At 56.4% G+C, this 14,887-nt stretch carries 14 protein-coding genes and 1 pseudogene; 8 read left to right on the forward strand and 7 right to left on the reverse strand.

Annotation, left to right across the window (positions count from 1 at the left end):
• Positions 1-159: 159 nt before the first annotated feature.
• From CVV65_RS03315 to CVV65_RS03325, 3 genes are all read right to left on the reverse strand, one after another.
• Entirely contained in the window at positions 160-1,116 is a 957-nt protein-coding gene (locus tag CVV65_RS03315; protein WP_232796699.1) for a transposase, read from the reverse strand.
• 283 nt (positions 1,117-1,399) lie between these two features.
• A complete protein-coding gene (locus tag CVV65_RS17380; RefSeq protein WP_100666929.1) occupies positions 1,400-2,122 on the reverse strand; it encodes an IS630 family transposase in 723 nt (240 codons plus the stop codon).
• Between the two features lie 55 nt (positions 2,123-2,177).
• Positions 2,178-2,615 (reverse strand): helix-turn-helix domain-containing protein, encoded by a 438-nt coding sequence (locus CVV65_RS03325; protein WP_133121205.1) that lies wholly within the window; start codon positions 2,613-2,615, stop codon positions 2,178-2,180.
• Between the two features lie 318 nt (positions 2,616-2,933).
• Here CVV65_RS03325 and CVV65_RS03335 point away from each other — a divergent pair.
• The 7 genes and pseudogenes from CVV65_RS03335 to CVV65_RS03365 form a co-directional block, all read left to right on the forward strand.
• Positions 2,934-3,691 (forward strand): annotated as a pseudogene (locus tag CVV65_RS03335) (reverse transcriptase domain-containing protein); the annotation flags it as partial.
• A gap of 132 nt (positions 3,692-3,823) precedes the next feature.
• Positions 3,824-4,567: a gluconate 2-dehydrogenase subunit 3 family protein gene (locus tag CVV65_RS03340; protein ID WP_100666931.1), complete on the forward strand. Its 744-nt coding sequence runs from the start codon at positions 3,824-3,826 to the stop codon at positions 4,565-4,567.
• Positions 4,568-4,581: 14 nt separating this feature from the next.
• Positions 4,582-6,297 (forward strand): GMC family oxidoreductase, encoded by a 1,716-nt coding sequence (locus CVV65_RS03345; protein WP_100666932.1) that lies wholly within the window; start codon positions 4,582-4,584, stop codon positions 6,295-6,297.
• A 26-nt stretch (positions 6,298-6,323) separates the two neighbouring features.
• Positions 6,324-6,506, forward strand: a complete 183-nt coding sequence (locus tag CVV65_RS03350; protein ID WP_100666933.1) for a twin-arginine translocase TatA/TatE family subunit — start codon at positions 6,324-6,326, stop codon at positions 6,504-6,506.
• Positions 6,507-7,052: 546 nt separating this feature from the next.
• Positions 7,053-7,268: an ATP-binding cassette domain-containing protein gene (locus tag CVV65_RS17385; protein ID WP_232796700.1), complete on the forward strand. Its 216-nt coding sequence runs from the start codon at positions 7,053-7,055 to the stop codon at positions 7,266-7,268.
• 99 nt (positions 7,269-7,367) lie between these two features.
• A complete protein-coding gene (locus CVV65_RS03360; protein ID WP_100669143.1) occupies positions 7,368-8,225 on the forward strand; it encodes an RpnC/YadD family protein in 858 nt (285 codons plus the stop codon).
• Between the two features lie 78 nt (positions 8,226-8,303).
• Complete coding sequence (locus CVV65_RS03365) at positions 8,304-10,049, forward strand: sigma-54 interaction domain-containing protein (protein ID WP_100666934.1); 1,746 nt, start codon at positions 8,304-8,306, stop codon at positions 10,047-10,049.
• A gap of 145 nt (positions 10,050-10,194) precedes the next feature.
• On the opposite strand, the gene CVV65_RS03370 is transcribed toward CVV65_RS03365, so the two are convergent.
• The 4 genes from CVV65_RS03370 to CVV65_RS03385 are packed head-to-tail and all read right to left on the reverse strand — an operon-like array spanning position 10,195 to position 13,142.
• On the reverse strand, positions 10,195-10,455 hold the full coding sequence (locus tag CVV65_RS03370; protein ID WP_100666935.1) for an acetyl-CoA carboxylase: 261 nt from the start codon (positions 10,453-10,455) through the stop codon (positions 10,195-10,197).
• 45 nt (positions 10,456-10,500) lie between these two features.
• Complete coding sequence (locus CVV65_RS03375) at positions 10,501-11,265, reverse strand: LamB/YcsF family protein (protein WP_100666936.1); 765 nt, start codon at positions 11,263-11,265, stop codon at positions 10,501-10,503.
• An 18-nt stretch (positions 11,266-11,283) separates the two neighbouring features.
• On the reverse strand, positions 11,284-12,261 hold the full coding sequence (locus tag CVV65_RS03380; protein WP_100666937.1) for a 5-oxoprolinase subunit C family protein: 978 nt from the start codon (positions 12,259-12,261) through the stop codon (positions 11,284-11,286).
• Positions 12,258-13,142: a 5-oxoprolinase subunit B family protein gene (locus tag CVV65_RS03385; RefSeq protein WP_331250462.1), complete on the reverse strand. Its 885-nt coding sequence runs from the start codon at positions 13,140-13,142 to the stop codon at positions 12,258-12,260. The genes CVV65_RS03380 and CVV65_RS03385 overlap by 4 nt, the downstream gene beginning before the upstream one ends.
• 332 nt (positions 13,143-13,474) lie before the next feature.
• On the opposite strand from CVV65_RS03385, the gene gabT reads away from it, so the two are divergent.
• A complete protein-coding gene (gene gabT, locus CVV65_RS03395) occupies positions 13,475-14,839 on the forward strand; it encodes a 4-aminobutyrate--2-oxoglutarate transaminase (RefSeq protein ID WP_100666940.1) in 1,365 nt (454 codons plus the stop codon).
• Positions 14,840-14,887 lie beyond the last annotated feature (48 nt).

Consider the following 14,887-nt stretch of genomic DNA (forward strand, 5'->3'; position numbering starts at 1 on the left):
CCGGAACCGCCGACAAGATTCCTATTGGCGGGTTGATCTCAATATGCCCATAATATGGTTGATCAGCCATATGTTGGGTGGTTCAGCCCATGTTGAGCCAAGGTTAGGTTCTTGGTTACCTGGCCCAGGAGCTCCGCCTTCTATGATCGCGTGCCGTTTTTAGGACACGCTTCGAACCAAGCTCCTCATGCGTTCTTGCCGCTTCTCCCGCACCCTCCCCAATGCCATCGCCAGCATCACGCACAAAGCCAAGCCGCAGCGTAACCGCATCTTCCCCAGCCCTCGAACGGTGTGCCGTTCAAACCCAAACGAGACGTTCAATCGGCGGTTCACCCGTCCCACCGCGGTCCTGTACCGGTATTCCTTCGCCCATTTGTAGCTCTCCCGGGCAATCGGGGTGAATATCCGTCGGTCCACCGCGAGCGCCACCCGCACCCCTCCGGCCACGGGGCACTGTTCCCGCCCTTTACACGTGACCCCGTACGCCTTGGCTGGGCAACCTTCCTTCAGCGTCCCCCGATCTTTTTCAAATCCGCCGTTGCTCATCCGCCGCCGGCCCCCTGTCTCTGGACAGTAACAGTACACCGCTCCCCGCTCGTCATACACCACGTTCGTATGTCCTGGTAATAACCGCGTTTGCTCTCCATCTTTCCACAGCCGCCTCGTGTCGATCACGGGCTTGATCTCATACTCATCCCAGCAGCGACTCAGGAGTTTCGAGTCGTCGTACCCCCGATCGGCCGTCAGGACCTCTGCCTTTTTCAACATCTCGGGATGTCGTTTCTCCAGCTTATCCAGCAGGACATGTCCTTCTTTGACGTCGGAGCGCGACCCCTTGGTCACCGTATACGCCACAGGCAATTCATGCTTGGCGTCGACCACCAGGTGGAGCTTATAGCCAAACCACCGAACCACTTTCTCCCATGTCCCCCCATCCTCGCGCGACCCACGATAGGTTTTTACCCCGTATGCTGCATCCAGATCCCGCCGTCCGTCTTCCTTCTTTTCTTTCGAGGGACGGGACGCCCACGAGGCGATCGTCTTACTGTCCATCGCCAAACGACGCCCGAACTCCGGAAGCTCCTCACTCAGGGCTTTCACCAACGCGTCGAACATCGATTCGATCCACGATCCGTGCCTCACCAAGCTGCGGAGAAATCGGGTATAGGCGGCTGCGCTGGGAACGGCGTGCAATCCACAGTAAGCGTAAAATGGCGCACAGCGTGCCTAGCAAAGCTAGGCACAACTTGCCGGTGCAAGTCCGGCCGAGGTAGGGGCCAGATCGCCTCGTAGCTAGCAGGCATCTGGTGGTGAGAGCCTAAGGGTGAAGCCCTGCGAAAAGCCCGGATGGGTGAAGCAAAACTGCAGGCCGTAACATGAAGTGAATCCCGCCGCATCGTTAATTTAGACCCGAAAAGGACAAGAGGAAGCCGAGCCGCGTGTGCACCGGCGAAGGCCATGGAACGTGTGAAGAATCTGGAAGGGCAGCACGGAAGAATCCTCCGGTGTAGAGGGAGCGGTATGTAGTGACAGTTGTGCCTGGAACTAGTGCCCCTTCAGAGAACCTTGATCTTCTTTTGCTCACGTAGAAGTCTGGCATGGCGGTGTGCTTGTTTCGCCAACGCAGGTACGACCGGATCGCTGTGGCCAACGCCTCGTGATTTGGATAGTGACTCCCACGCAACACAAACGATCGTAACGGCGCAAAATGGCATTCGATTCGGTTCAACCATGACGCCTGGGTCGGTGTAAAAACCAGTTCTACATTGTTTTCTGCAGCCCACTCAGTCACAGTACGATGCTTGTGAGGTGAAAAATTGTCCAAGACCACGTACAGCCGTTCAGACCGGTGATACCGCCGGCGGAGCACCTTGAGAAAACGCAGAATATCCTGGTGCTTCTTGCTGGATGAGACGTGCCCGTACAGTTTATCCGCTTTCAGATCTAGAGCCGCAAACAAGTGCCTCACCCCGTGGGTGCGGCGGTACGTTGCCGGCAATCGATCGGGCCGACTTTTCGGGTACCATCCGCAACCGGAAAACGGCTGAATGGACAACGGTCCAAACTCGTCAACGCAGATGACCCGTCCGTCTTTGGGCGGATTCCGGTAGAGCGACTGGATTCGTTTTTTTTACCTCAAAGTCAGGATCATTCGAGGCTTTCCATGTCTTGGTGTGCTAGTAGGTGATGTCGGCTTCCTCCAGAATGACACGGATAGTCTCAATGCTAATAGAGGTCACGATGCCCCGCCTTTCGGCCTCCTCTTTGAGCTTGGACAGTGACCAATGGGTAAAGGGCAAACCCAGGGTGTTTGGCGGGATCTGGGCCAACTCAATGATCGCGGCTCTTTGTTCTTCGGTAAAGGTCCGCGGTCGTCCGCCCTTGTACCGAGGCTTTAAGGCCTCGAATCCATGCTGATTGAAGGCATGAATAATATGACGAATGTGCTCCTGAGAGAGGTGATACAACTCGGAGATCTCCGGCACCTTCATCTTTTGAGCGGAAGCCAACACGGCTAAAGCCCGTCGCACTTCAACGGGGTTGGATCCTTTGCGAGCAATCTTCACAAGTTTGTTGCCCTCTTCAGGTGTCAGGTCTCGGACAAAGATGCACATGATGATCACCACCTGGGATGATCATTCGACAGACAACTGGACATTCCTTCCGATTTATCCAACTACATTGCCTGAAAGGGCACTAGCCAAAGGCAAGGGTGTCCATCGCGAGGTCGAATCTGAAGGAAGCCGGAGGCAAACCCAAGGCCCGATGAACAACAACCTCATACGAGGCTACGCCGTTCGGATGAGCTGGCACGACACAGCGAAATCCAAGGCTGCCAAGGGGCGGTGGAGCATATGAGGCGGCGCGGGGGGAAGGTCAACGTTCTTATCCGGGTAGGCCTGCCGGATACACCAGGGAAACTGGCAACCCGGGTGCGTTCGCGAGAAGGACAAAGACAGCCGAAAACCCTGGACAGGGACTGCCCACGGGAGAAAGTGGTGAAGCCACGAGGGACCGTGGAGAGCCGAGCCCTTCTCCGGCACAAAGCGGAGCTTCACCTCGCGGAGAACAAGGTGACGGCCTGATGGAGAAGGTGGTGGCCAGGCAGAACATGCTGGCCGCCCTGAAGCGGGTGGAGCAGAACAAGGGTGCCCCCGGCGTGGACGGCATTCCCACGGAAAACCTCCGGGAACAGATCCGAGCCGAGTGGCCGCGCATCCGGGAAGAGCTGCTCACGGGGACCTACCGACCGCAGCCCGTGCGCCGGGTCGAAATCCCGAAACCCGGGGGAGGCAAGTGGATGCTAGAGATCCCCACCGTGATGGACCGCCTGATCCAGCAGGCGTTCCTGCAAGTGCTGACGCCGATCTTTGACCCGCAATTTTCGGAGGTCAGCTACGGGTTTCGCCCCGGAAGAAGGGCTCACGATGCGGTGAGATGTGCGCGGCAGTACGTGGAGGAGGGATACGAATGGGCCGTGGACATGGACCTGGAAAAGTTCTTTGACCGGGTGAACCATGACATCCTCATGGCCCGGGTAGCCCGGAAGGTAACGGACAAACGAGTGCTCAAGGTCATTCGCCGGTATCTCCAGGCAGGGATCATGGTGAACGGGGTGGTCATGGAAAGAGAGGAAGGGACACCACAGGGTGGGCCCCTGAGTCTACTGCGGGCGAATATCCTTCTGGATGCGGGGTAGCTCATCATAGACGAGGCGAACCCAACGGGAACAGTGAGTGTAGTCAAATCCTTATGCATAGAAATGTGAATTATATAATACTAATAACTAAACCAAGTGCTATGCCGAAATGGAGGGAGATTGATGGCCGAGTCCGAGGTTAAAGAGAAAAAAATTTCCCGCCGAGATTTTTTGAAAACTGCTGGGTGGGCCGTGGGGGGACTAGTGGTAGGAGGAGTTGTCGGGGGGAGCTTGGTTGCCGGCCTCGACAAGGGGCAAGTAGTCCAAACGGGCGGTTCCATCTCCGTGGATTACGGCAACGCACTCATGTACTTCTCTAAAGAGCAGTTTCAAGTTGTTGAGGCTGCGGTGGAGCGTATTTTCCCAAAAGATGAAAATGGTCCGGGGGCCAAGGAGCTAGGCATTGCATTTTTTATTGATCATCAATTGGCTGGATCGTGGGGCAACAATGCGAAAGAGTACATGTTACCGCCATTTTTCCCGGGCAGCCCGACTCAAGGGTATCAAGGTCAACTGAGACATCAACAGATTTTTGATGCCGGTGTACAAGGACTTGACGACTACTGCGTCAAACACTACGGCAAGCCCTTTGTTCAACTTGACCCCAATCAGCAAGACTCGGTGCTCGAAGCCTGCGAGAAAGATCAGATTCCATTAAAAGGGGTATCGAGTGCGTACTTCTTTTCCTTGTTCCGACTGGTAACCTTGGAAGGGGCGTACGCCGATCCTATGTACGGCGGCAATCGAAACATGGCTGGGTGGAAAATGAAGCACTATCCCGGCAACCAAATGTCGTATGCCAACGTTGTCGACAAAAACGGATTGGTAAATCTCGAACCAAAAAGTCTGAGAGATCATCTTGTGTAGGAGGAGTTTCGGATATGCCGACCAAATTGCCCAAAACCGATGTGGTCGTTGTCGGCGTCGGATGGACCGGAGGTATTATTGCAGCTGAATTGACCAAACAAGGTCTGAAGGTCGTGGGATTAGAGCGGGGAAAAGAAAGAACTACAAAGGATTATTACATGGTCCACGACGAGCTACGTTATGCGTTCCACTATGAATTGATGCAGGACCTGTCGAGAGAGACAGTTACCTTCAGAAACAATGAGCAGATGCGGGCCTTGCCCATGCGTCGTTACGGATCATTTTTGCCGGGCGAGAACCTCGGTGGTGCTGGAGTCCATTGGAACGGTATGACATTTCGTTTTCTGCCCTATGACTTTCAGATTTATAGCAAAACGGTAGAGCGATATGGAAAAAACAAGATCCCTGACGGAATGACGATCCAGGATTGGGGGATCACCTATGACGAACTTGAACCGTATTACGACAAATTCGAGAAAATGGCCGGGATTTCAGGGGAAGAAAACCCGCTGGGGGCAAAACGGTCCAGTCCGTATCCCAACCCACCGATGAAAGAGACCCCTTTGCTGACGTTGTTTAAGCAGGCGGCAAAATCTCTGAATCTTCACCCGTATATGTCTCCTTCTGCAAATTTGAGTCAAAATTACACAAATCCGGATGGCATTTCACGAGTCGCTTGTCAGTATTGCGGGTTTTGTGAACGATTCGGCTGCGAGTATGGTGCAAAGGCCGACCCAGTTGTCACGGTATTGCCTGTTGCCCAGAAATCTGGAAATTTTACCCTAGTGACCTTTGCTAATGTCCTCCGGATCATTCACGATGGGAAAACGGCCGCCGGTGTCGTGTATGTAGATACTCGGACTGGGGAAGAGTTTGAACAGCCTGCCGATATTGTCGTGCTAACAAGCTATGTTCTCAACAATACCCGGTTGCTTCTTCTCTCCAAAATTGGACGTCCCTATGATCCACACACCGGCCAGGGGGTGATCGGCAAGAATTACTGTTACCAAACAATGGGGGCTGCCGCCCAAGGCTTTTTCGAAAACAAGCAGTTCAATCTGTTTGCCGGTGCTGGGGCTTTGGCCATGTGTTTGGATGACTTCAACGGAGATAATTTTGATCACTCGTCCCTCAAATTTATACACGGTGCCAACATCTCAGTGAGTCAGACGGGACTTCGTCCCATTGCAAACAATCCGATATTGCCAGGGACGAAATCGTGGGGGAAAGATTTCAAGGCCCAATCGATTCGATACGCGAACAGCGTTTTCAGTGTCGGGGCACAAGGAGCGAGCATGCCACATCGCTATCATTACCTGGATCTCGATCCAATTTACAAGGATATCTACGGTCAACCGCTTCTGCGGATCACTTTCGATTTTGAGGACCAGGAGAGGGAATTGGTCGCGTTTCTGGGCCAACAGACGGAGAAGATCGCCAAGGCTATGGGGGCGGATAAGGTGGTGACAAACACCAAACTTGGGCCCTATAACATCGTGCCTTACCAGTCAACCCATAATACCGGCGGTGTGATCATGGGCGCGGACCCGCGTACCTCGGCGGTTAACCATTATCTGCAGATGTGGGACATGGAGAACCTTTTTGTAGTTGGTGCCTCCGCATTTGCCCATAACAGTGGGTACAATCCCACGGGTACCGTCGGGGCCCTGGCGTATAGAGCGGCAGAGGGAATCTTGAAATACCACAAAAATGGCGGCAGTTTGGCATGACTATGAGGTGACAGGGGGAGGGTACTATGGCCAATATCGGTATCCCAGGGCTCATACTCATTCTGATTGTGGCTTTAGTGGTATTCGGGCCGGCAAAACTGCCACAATTGGGACGCGCCGTGGGCGAGACCTTTCGGGAGATCAGGCGTTCCACACAGTCCATCGTTTTGGAGGAAGAAACTGTAGGAACGGAGAAAAAAGCCGATTAGTAAAGTTCCTGCCATGTTGAAGAAGGACTGGATGATTTCCCGCACAACGGTGGCTATAGCGGGCGGATTCGTGGCCGCTTTCGGGCTGCTGCTGGCTTTAGCTTCGCAGCGAGGATGGCTTCACCCGGGTGTGGGTGTGGGAATGCTTTTGCCTTGCTCCCTGCCAACTTTCTCAGCATGCCCATTCTCTTGTATCGTGCACCTCGGTGGGATTGGAAAGGGATCCGTCCATTTGGCTGCAGTCGCCTCAACCCGGATGGATGTTTCTCGGTTCGAAGTGGCTTGTCACCCTTTTTGACGGCGCTGTTGCTGGAGGTGGTGAGTTACGCGATAGTCCTGTTGCTCCTTCACGTGGAATCCAGCCACTTGGGGGAGATGATCGTGCCGGCTTCGGCGGCTATAAATCCGAGTTTTCAATTTCCGGGAACTTGCACTGATCGTGGTCCTGGGAACGGCGCTGTTCGGATTCTACATCGAGGCGTGGATCTGCCCGGTGTAGGATGTTTCGTGATGCTCGACAACGGACTAAACCGCGGGAGGAAACACATGGATACCTCAATTGTTGACTTTGAACGTGTGACGAAACGATACGGTCGGCGCCTGGCGTTGAAAGACGTCACCTTCACGCTGCCAAGGGGCAAGATCATCGGCGTGGTCGGGCCGAACGGCAGTGGAGAATCCACGCCGCCGAAATGGCGGTCTTTTTTTTACGTTGATGCTGTTTGCAAAAAGTTCTTGACCCGGAGCCTATGCGTATGGTAGGTTGGAGATATGAAACATATGTTCGTAACATACCGGCAGGAGAAGGGATGCTGGCCGGATTGGCGGGCCTTGATTATACTGAGGGTAGGCGGGGAGATCGTGGAGATATCGCGGAATTCAAACGATATTGTCGCGCGCCATTTGACTGTTGCCATGGCCCAGGGTGCGCTGGCGGCGATCGGCATCTCCGACGCTGTGGTGGTCGGAGCTTTGCCTGCGGATTTGCCGAGGGTGGAAGTACGCGAAGAGCGGATGGATATCCTGTTGGAACTGCAGGATGGCCGATTGATGCATCTCGAGTATCAGAAAAAGAAGGAGCCTAATCTCTACCGGTTTTTGCATTATGATGCCGCCATTGTCGAGAGATATCACTGTAAGGTTCGCACCATTGTCGTTTATACCGATGAGGTGGCCAGTGCTCCAGAACAGTTGGATGCCGGATCCATCTCTTATCGGGTAGAAAATTTGTATCTCAGCCGAATTGACGGCGACGCTACAATCGACACACTGCGCCAGCATGTGTCAGTGGGTGAATGGACTGCGGTCGATCGGGTGAAAACAGCGTTTGCGTTTCATATGCGTTTCACCCGGAGAACGCCGGAACAGGCATTTGACGAGATCGTGGAAGTGATTCGTCGAATACCCGATCAAGAGGAGCAACGCTACGTTGCGGCCCTCATCCTCGGGTTCAGTGCCAAGGCTTTAACCGATCAACAGATGAAAATTCTTCGGGAGGTGGCTGGGGTGGCCGACCTGCTTTACTCTGTTCAACGGGAAGCCATTGAAAAAGGTTGGAAAGAAGGTTTGCAGAAGGGATTGCAACAGGGTCGCGAGGAAGAAAAACGTGACATTGCTAAGCGAATGTTACAACGGGGTGTATCCGTGTCGGTTGTCGCGGAATTCACGGGTCTGACGGAGTCCGAGGTGGAAGAGATTATGAGAAGCCTCGACCGATGACCAGGATCGCTGGTTGAGCCGATACCGGCCGGTGGCGAAGGGTATCGTGGTGCGGGAAAAACGGAAGGTGAGGGGCCAATGACGGAGCGGGAACTGTTAGATGTGTTGGACACGCCGATCTATTTTATCGATGCAAAGCACGTCGTGGTCTGGATGAACCGTGCCGCCCAAAATGCGGTTCCAGGGATTGTCAAGGGGATGCCGTGGACTGACGTACAGCCCCGCCTTCCGCGAACCCACATCTTTAGGTTCCACGAAGTGCAGGTCGGCGGGGAACCTGGCGTAATGGTGGAAGGGACGCCGAGTGTGGATCCCGCGCTGCTGTCCGAGTTGGAACGGCTGCGCCAGGCCAATGAGGATCTTGAAACCATCCTGGACACGTTGTTTGATGAAGTTTTCGTCACCGATGGAGAAGGGGTGGTCCTGCGGGTCAATACGGCCGCGGAGCAGTTGTACGGCCTACAAAATTCCGATATCGTCGGACGAACGGTGTTTGACCTTGAGCGGGAACAGGTGTTTTACCCGTCGGTGGCCGCCATGGTTCTTCAGCGGCGCAGACGTGTGACAGCGCTTCAAGAGACGAAAAACGGCCACCGGCTGGTGGTGACGGGTAGCCCGGTTTTCGATCGCGAAGGGCGGATCGTGCGGATCGTTTGTTACACCCGGGATCTGACCTCTAGCCGGTCATGGCCCTCGGTCGCTGTTCAAGGAGTAGGGCAAGGCGTAGAAATACCCCGGGATTCGGGCCTGGTGGCGGAGAACCCCGCCATGAAGTCCGTCATGGATCTGATCCGGCGGGTGGCCCCCACCGATGCGACGATTTTGCTGCTCGGAGAGACTGGGGTGGGAAAGAACCGCCTGGCCCGCTTCATTCACGACCTCAGTTCCCGCCGGGCGAATCCCTTTGTGGAGATCAACTGCGCCAATGTCCCCGAATCCCTCTTCGAGAGTGAACTATTCGGCTATGAAAGCGGAGCCTTTACCGGTGCTCGGAAGGAGGGTAAGGTCGGCAAAGTCGAGTTGGCCCACGGGGGCACCTTATTCCTCAATGAGGTGGGGGAGCTGCCTCTTCACGTGCAGGGAAAGATTTTGGACCTCCTTCAGGAACGGACCGTTTCCCGGGTGGGAGGGGTGCACACCCGGAAGGTCGATATCCGGATCGTGGCGGCGACAAACAAGGATCTCCGCCAATTGGTGAAAGAAGGGCGGTTCAGGGATGACTTATATTTCCGCCTGAACGTCGTCCCTTTAACCATTCCACCCCTTCGGGAGCGGGGGGAAGATATTTGTACCCTCGCGGAGACCCTGGTTCACCACTTTTGTGACAAATATCAACTGCCGAGAAAAGCGATTCATCCCGACGTCATGGCGTGTTTCCTACACTATGCCTGGCCCGGCAATGTCCGGGAGCTGGAGAATGTGATCGAACGGCTGTGCATCATCGTGGAAGATGACATCCTGCTTCCGGAACACCTGCCTGAAGAACTTTGGTCATCGGGGGGGACCGAGCGAGGTGAGAAGGACGGGTATCTTGGGACAAAGGGAACGCCGGACAACGGAGGCCCACCGCCCAAGACTGTCTTCGGCTCTTCGCTGCCGGGGAAGGCGGCTTTCCAGTCGCACTCTTCGCCAGATATTCTTTCCCAAGGATGGGGCATTCGCCAGGTGTTGGAAGAGGTGGAACGGGAGCTGTATGCCCGGGCTTTACAACAATATGGAAGCACCTATGCCATCGCAAAACATCTTCGGGTGAGCCAACCCACCGTGGTACGGAAGTTAAGACAGTTCGGCCTTTCGGGCGGAAGGGCATTGGATTCTCAATAAAGCCTTACACCTGGGACTCCGCCCAGGAACTGAAGGCTCACGATATGGAATCCAGGGGGGAGGCCGTGACCAAAGACCCCGGGAAGTGAAGCCGGGCCGGGGCGGTTATTCCGACTCCCGACCGGCCGTGTTGGCTTCCGGTTATCTACTTGTCCTCTTTGGGAATGAGGACGGCGATCTCCTGGCCGACGTCCACCATTGCTTCGTTTTCCACGGAGAAAGCGGCAATGATCCCGTCTTCTTCCGCCTGGATCTCATAGAAGTTCTTCATCACTTCCACCAGCCCGATGGTGTCTCCCGACTTCACCGTATCCCCTTCGCGGACGTATACGTCCGACTGCGGGTTGGGCCGTCGATAGAATATACCGGGCAAGGGGGAAACGATGCTCTTGCGCGGTTCGGACATACCGGTACACCTCCTTCAGGTTGCTGCGTTTGCTACGTCGTGTCCTCAGGCAGAGGCGCCTTCAAAAGGGCGAATTTCGACGCCGTGTTCCATGAGGTGCTGGCGGATCACCCGGGCCAACTCCGGGGCGCCGGGCGTGTCACCGTGAATACAAATGCTATCGACCCTAACCGGGATGTCCTCGCCTTCTGCCGTTGTCACCCGATTCTCCCGAACGGCTCGTAGAACCCGATCGGCCGCTTTAACGGGGTCCAGGGCTGTCTCCACCTTCCGGGTGAACAAGATTTTGCCGTCGTTGGCGTACTCCCGATCGGCGTAAAACTCCGCCGCCACCCGCTGGCCCATCTCGTTGGCCACGCGATAGGTGGCGGAGGCCTCCATGCAGTACAGGATGAGGGACGAATCTACCCGCTGAATCGCATCGATCACTGCCCGACTGAGATCCTCGTCGTCTGCCATCATCATGTACAAGGCGCCGTGGGGCTTTACATGTTGGACTTTCAACCCGTAAAGAGAGGCGAATTCCCGCAGGGCCCCCAGTTGGTAGATGAGGTCGTCCTGAACCTCCTGGGGTGTGCAGCGCAGATACCGTCGGCCGAAGCCCACCAAGTCCGGGAATCCGGCGTGAATCCCCACGGCGACGCCGTGAGCTTTTGCCAATTCTACGGTCCGGCGCATCACGTGAGGGTCTCCGGCGTGAAAGCCGCCCGCCACATTCGCCGAGGAGATGTACTTCATCATTTCCTCGTCCCGTCCCATGGTCCAGGCCCCAAAGCTTTCTCCCATATCGCAGTTCAGGTCCACCTGCACCGCATAGGCCCCCTTCTATCAGCTTTGTCGCAAAAACGATTCCACTTCCAGAATCCTCGTCTGCCTCTCCCGGCGCCGGCGCAGGGCCTCGGCCAGATCGATTTCGACGAATTTCGCTTTCTGGTTCGTCCGGGTCTGGGCGATGCGATCGAGATCCGCACTGATCACCGTGCCGATGGTGGCGTAGCCCCCTCCCGTCACGGCGTCGTTCAACAGGACAATGGGCTCCACGCCGTCCGGGACCTGGATGGAACCGATGGGATACCCGCAGTCGACCACGTTCGACGGGTTGCTGCCGGCCCCGAAGGGTTGGGGGCGATCCACGAATTGTAAACGGATGCCCTTATACCGATAGCCCACGCGGTTGGCCTCGGGGGTGACGGTCCACTCGGCGGCAAAAAACTCCTGTTTACTCTCCTCGGTCAGCCGGTGTACGTACAGTCCCGGCACCACGTGGAGCTCCGCTGCCTCGGCAAAATTCGGACGCCATTTCTCGGGTACGGCAACCCCTTCCCTGGGCGCTCGGGTTTGCAAGTCCCCCTTCTCGAGCATATCCCCGGCTTTCAAGGCCCGCCCCTCATGGCCGCCGATGCCGCAGAGGGCGTAGGTCGAACGGCTGCCCATGACCGGCGGGACTTCAATGCCTCCTTCCACGGCGATGTAGCTGCGGGCTCCCTTTTGTAACATGCCGAAGGACAGCACGTCCCCGGACCGGGCAGCCACCGCCGTCCAGAGAGGGATGGGTTGTCCATTGAGAAAAGCGGGCATGTCGGCTCCGCACACGGCGAATCGAAGGTCTGCCCGGAATTCCAGTTCCGGGCCGAGATAAGTCGCCTCCAGGGTCGCCGCGGCCGGATCGTTTCCCACCAGCAGATTGGCCACGGTGTGAGAATATTTGTCGAGAGCCCCCGAAGGTGGGAGGCCGATGCTATAGTATCCGGGTCTCCCCAAATCCTGCACCGTTGTTGAAAGTCCGGGCTTTACCACGCGGATCATCGCTCCAGCTCCCCTTTCACGGCCGCGGAGAATCCGGCGGGATCCCGGATGGCGTCGTTGGGATTAAAAGTGATCTCCCGTATCCGGTATCGGAACGTCCCGTTTTCCACGGTGGCTCGAATGGCCTCGTACTCCTTCATGTCGATGGGCCGGAACCAGTAAATGTCTCCCGGCCGGGGAAAGACCATGGACTCCCGAAAATCCGGCAGGCGCTGGTCCCGGTCAAAAATCGGACTTGGGGAGATGCCGAACAATTGATATCCCCCCGCCCCCTCCACCGGGTAGATGGCCACAAAAGCGCCTCCGAATCCAAACGCCCGCTCCGGCGTATACGTCCGAGGCCGTACGTATTTGGGCACTTCGATCTGCTCCTCCCGGGGGGCGATCTGGAAACACCAGGGCAGCCCGGGCACAAACCCCGTCATGGACACAATGTACGGTGCTCGGCACAGAGCTTCGATAAAAGCCTCTGTCGAAGAAAACCCATTGATCCGCGCCGCGTATTCCAAATCTGTCGAGTTCGGGTCTTGGTGGCGATCCCGGGCCCGCATCAACGCCTCCCGGGTCCAGGGGTCATCGAAAAGGATCGGAAAATCCACCACCCTTGACGTGAGAGATACGTGGGCCAGATCGGTGGTGGACCGGTCTGCCGCCTCAAGGTGCCGCAACAAATCCTCGGGGGAGATCACGTCGGGGTCATACCGGACCATGTAAGACGCATTGGCCGGGCAGATGTCCGAGACTCCCCGAATATGATGCTCTTGAAGCTCCCGGGTGATGGCCATCACTCGGATGTTCGCTTCAAGGCTCATTTCCTCGGAGAGTTCGACGAAAATAAATTCATCGCCGCCATAAGTATAACGTGGGGTCGAATGTATGATTCATCCCTCCTTCAACCGGACAATCAAATAAATCCCCTGCAAAATGTATGCCATTTTTGCTTATCCTATCCGGAGAGCGCCTGGGCCAGGCTGTGCGGGTGATCGTCCTCTTTCCGGGGCCTGTCGTTGAGCGGATTTTGATTCATGCACGAATCAAAACGGAATTCGATCGTGCACAGATGAATTGTCCATCCCGGAAACATCGGCCATTCCGGGCTCTTCCCCGCATTGGCATTCATTTTGCATACCAACGTGGCAAGGGCCTGCGGGCAACTGTCAGTCGGAGGCCGACCGCGGCCTAGAGCCCGAAAAGGGGAAGGGAGCGAGGGAGTTTGACGCGTCGATTCATTGATTTAAAAACGTCGATCCCGGGCCCAAAGTCTCAGGCGTTGATGGAACGCCGGAAGGCTCGGGTGCCCAGGGGAGTCAGCAACGCCTCACCGATTTTTGTCGATCGAACAGAAGGTGCGTTAGTGACCGATGTGGACGGAAACACCTTTTTGGATTTTGCCGGAGCGATCGGCACCATGAACGCTGGTCACCGGCCCCCCGCGGTGGTCAAGGCCTTGCATGAGCAGGTGGACCGGTTTCTGCACACCAGTTTCCACGTGGCCATGTACGAGTCCTACGTGGCCTTGGCGGAAAAGCTGGCGGAATTGACCCCCGGAAACTTTGAAAAGAAGGCAATGTTTCTCAACTCCGGGGCTGAGGCGGTGGAGAATGCGATCAAAATCGCCCGGCGATACACCGGACGGCCGGCGGTGGTGTCCTTTACCCGGGGTTTCCACGGCCGGACGTTGATGGGCATGTCGCTGACCAGCAAGGTCAAACCTTATAAATACCAGATGGGTCCTTTTGCGCCGATGGTGTACCAAGCCCCCTATCCCTATGTGTACCGCCGGCCGGCGGGGATGAGTGAGGAGGAATACACCGATTCGGTGATCGCCCAGTTCAAAGAATTTTTCTCCGCCGAAGTCTCACCGGAAGAGGTGGCCGCCGTGATTTTTGAGCCCGTTCAGGGGGAGGGCGGCTTCATCGTTCCGCCGAAACGGTTCGTCGATGCGGTGAAGGAGTTTTGCGCCCAGCATCGAATTGTTTTTATTGCGGATGAAATCCAGACCGGCTTTGGGCGCACCGGGCGGTGGTTTGCCTCGGAACATTTTGGGTTGGAGCCCGATCTGATCACCGTGTCGAAGTCTTTAGCTGCCGGGCTGCCCATCAGTGGGGTCGTCGGCCGGGCGGAGATTATGGACGCCGCGGAACCCGGTCAACTCGGGGGGACGTACGGGGGCAGTCCACTGGGCTGCGCGGCCGCCCTCGGGGTGATTGAAACGATGCAACGGGAGAACCTGGTGCAGAAAGCGGAGGCCCTCGGCCGGCAATTGAAGGATCGGTTCACCCGGTGGTACGAGCGTTACCCATTGATCGGGGACGTGCGGGGCCTCGGCGCCATGGTGGCGGTGGAGTTGGTGAGGGATCGCCAGACGAGGGAGCCCGCCAAGGACGAGACGGCCCGGGTGATACAGGGATCCGTTCAGCGGGGCGTGTTGTTGATGGGTGCAGGGCTGTACAGTGACGTGATTCGGATTTTGTGCCCCTTGGTGACCACGCCGGAACAGCTGGACGAAGGGCTCGATGTCATGGAAGAAGCCCTGGCCGAAGTGAGTGGCGCGGTTTCGACTCAACAAGCTCGATAAATTGGGAAGGGACGGTATCGGCCGGTCTCATTCCCTCAGGAGGTGCGG

Source organism: Kyrpidia spormannii (assembly GCF_002804065.1).
Classification (GTDB): domain Bacteria; phylum Bacillota; class Bacilli; order Kyrpidiales; family Kyrpidiaceae; genus Kyrpidia; species Kyrpidia spormannii.

Bases quoted from the DNA above. Each gene is read 5' to 3' on its own strand.
- CVV65_RS03315 (WP_232796699.1), bottom strand. From the start codon at position 1,116: ATGTTCGACGCGTTGGTGAAAGCCCTGAGTGAGGAGCTTCCGGAGTTC.
- CVV65_RS03325 (WP_133121205.1), bottom strand. From the start codon at position 2,615: ATGTGCATCTTTGTCCGAGACCTGACACCTGAAGAGGGCAACAAACTT.
- CVV65_RS03340 (WP_100666931.1), top strand. From the start codon at position 3,824: ATGGCCGAGTCCGAGGTTAAAGAGAAAAAAATTTCCCGCCGAGATTTT.
- CVV65_RS03345 (WP_100666932.1), top strand. From the start codon at position 4,582: ATGCCGACCAAATTGCCCAAAACCGATGTGGTCGTTGTCGGCGTCGGA.
- CVV65_RS03350 (WP_100666933.1), top strand. From the start codon at position 6,324: ATGGCCAATATCGGTATCCCAGGGCTCATACTCATTCTGATTGTGGCT.
- CVV65_RS17385 (WP_232796700.1), top strand. From the start codon at position 7,053: ATGGATACCTCAATTGTTGACTTTGAACGTGTGACGAAACGATACGGT.
- CVV65_RS03365 (WP_100666934.1), top strand. From the start codon at position 8,304: ATGACGGAGCGGGAACTGTTAGATGTGTTGGACACGCCGATCTATTTT.
- CVV65_RS03370 (WP_100666935.1), bottom strand. From the start codon at position 10,455: ATGTCCGAACCGCGCAAGAGCATCGTTTCCCCCTTGCCCGGTATATTC.
- CVV65_RS03380 (WP_100666937.1), bottom strand. From the start codon at position 12,261: ATGATCCGCGTGGTAAAGCCCGGACTTTCAACAACGGTGCAGGATTTG.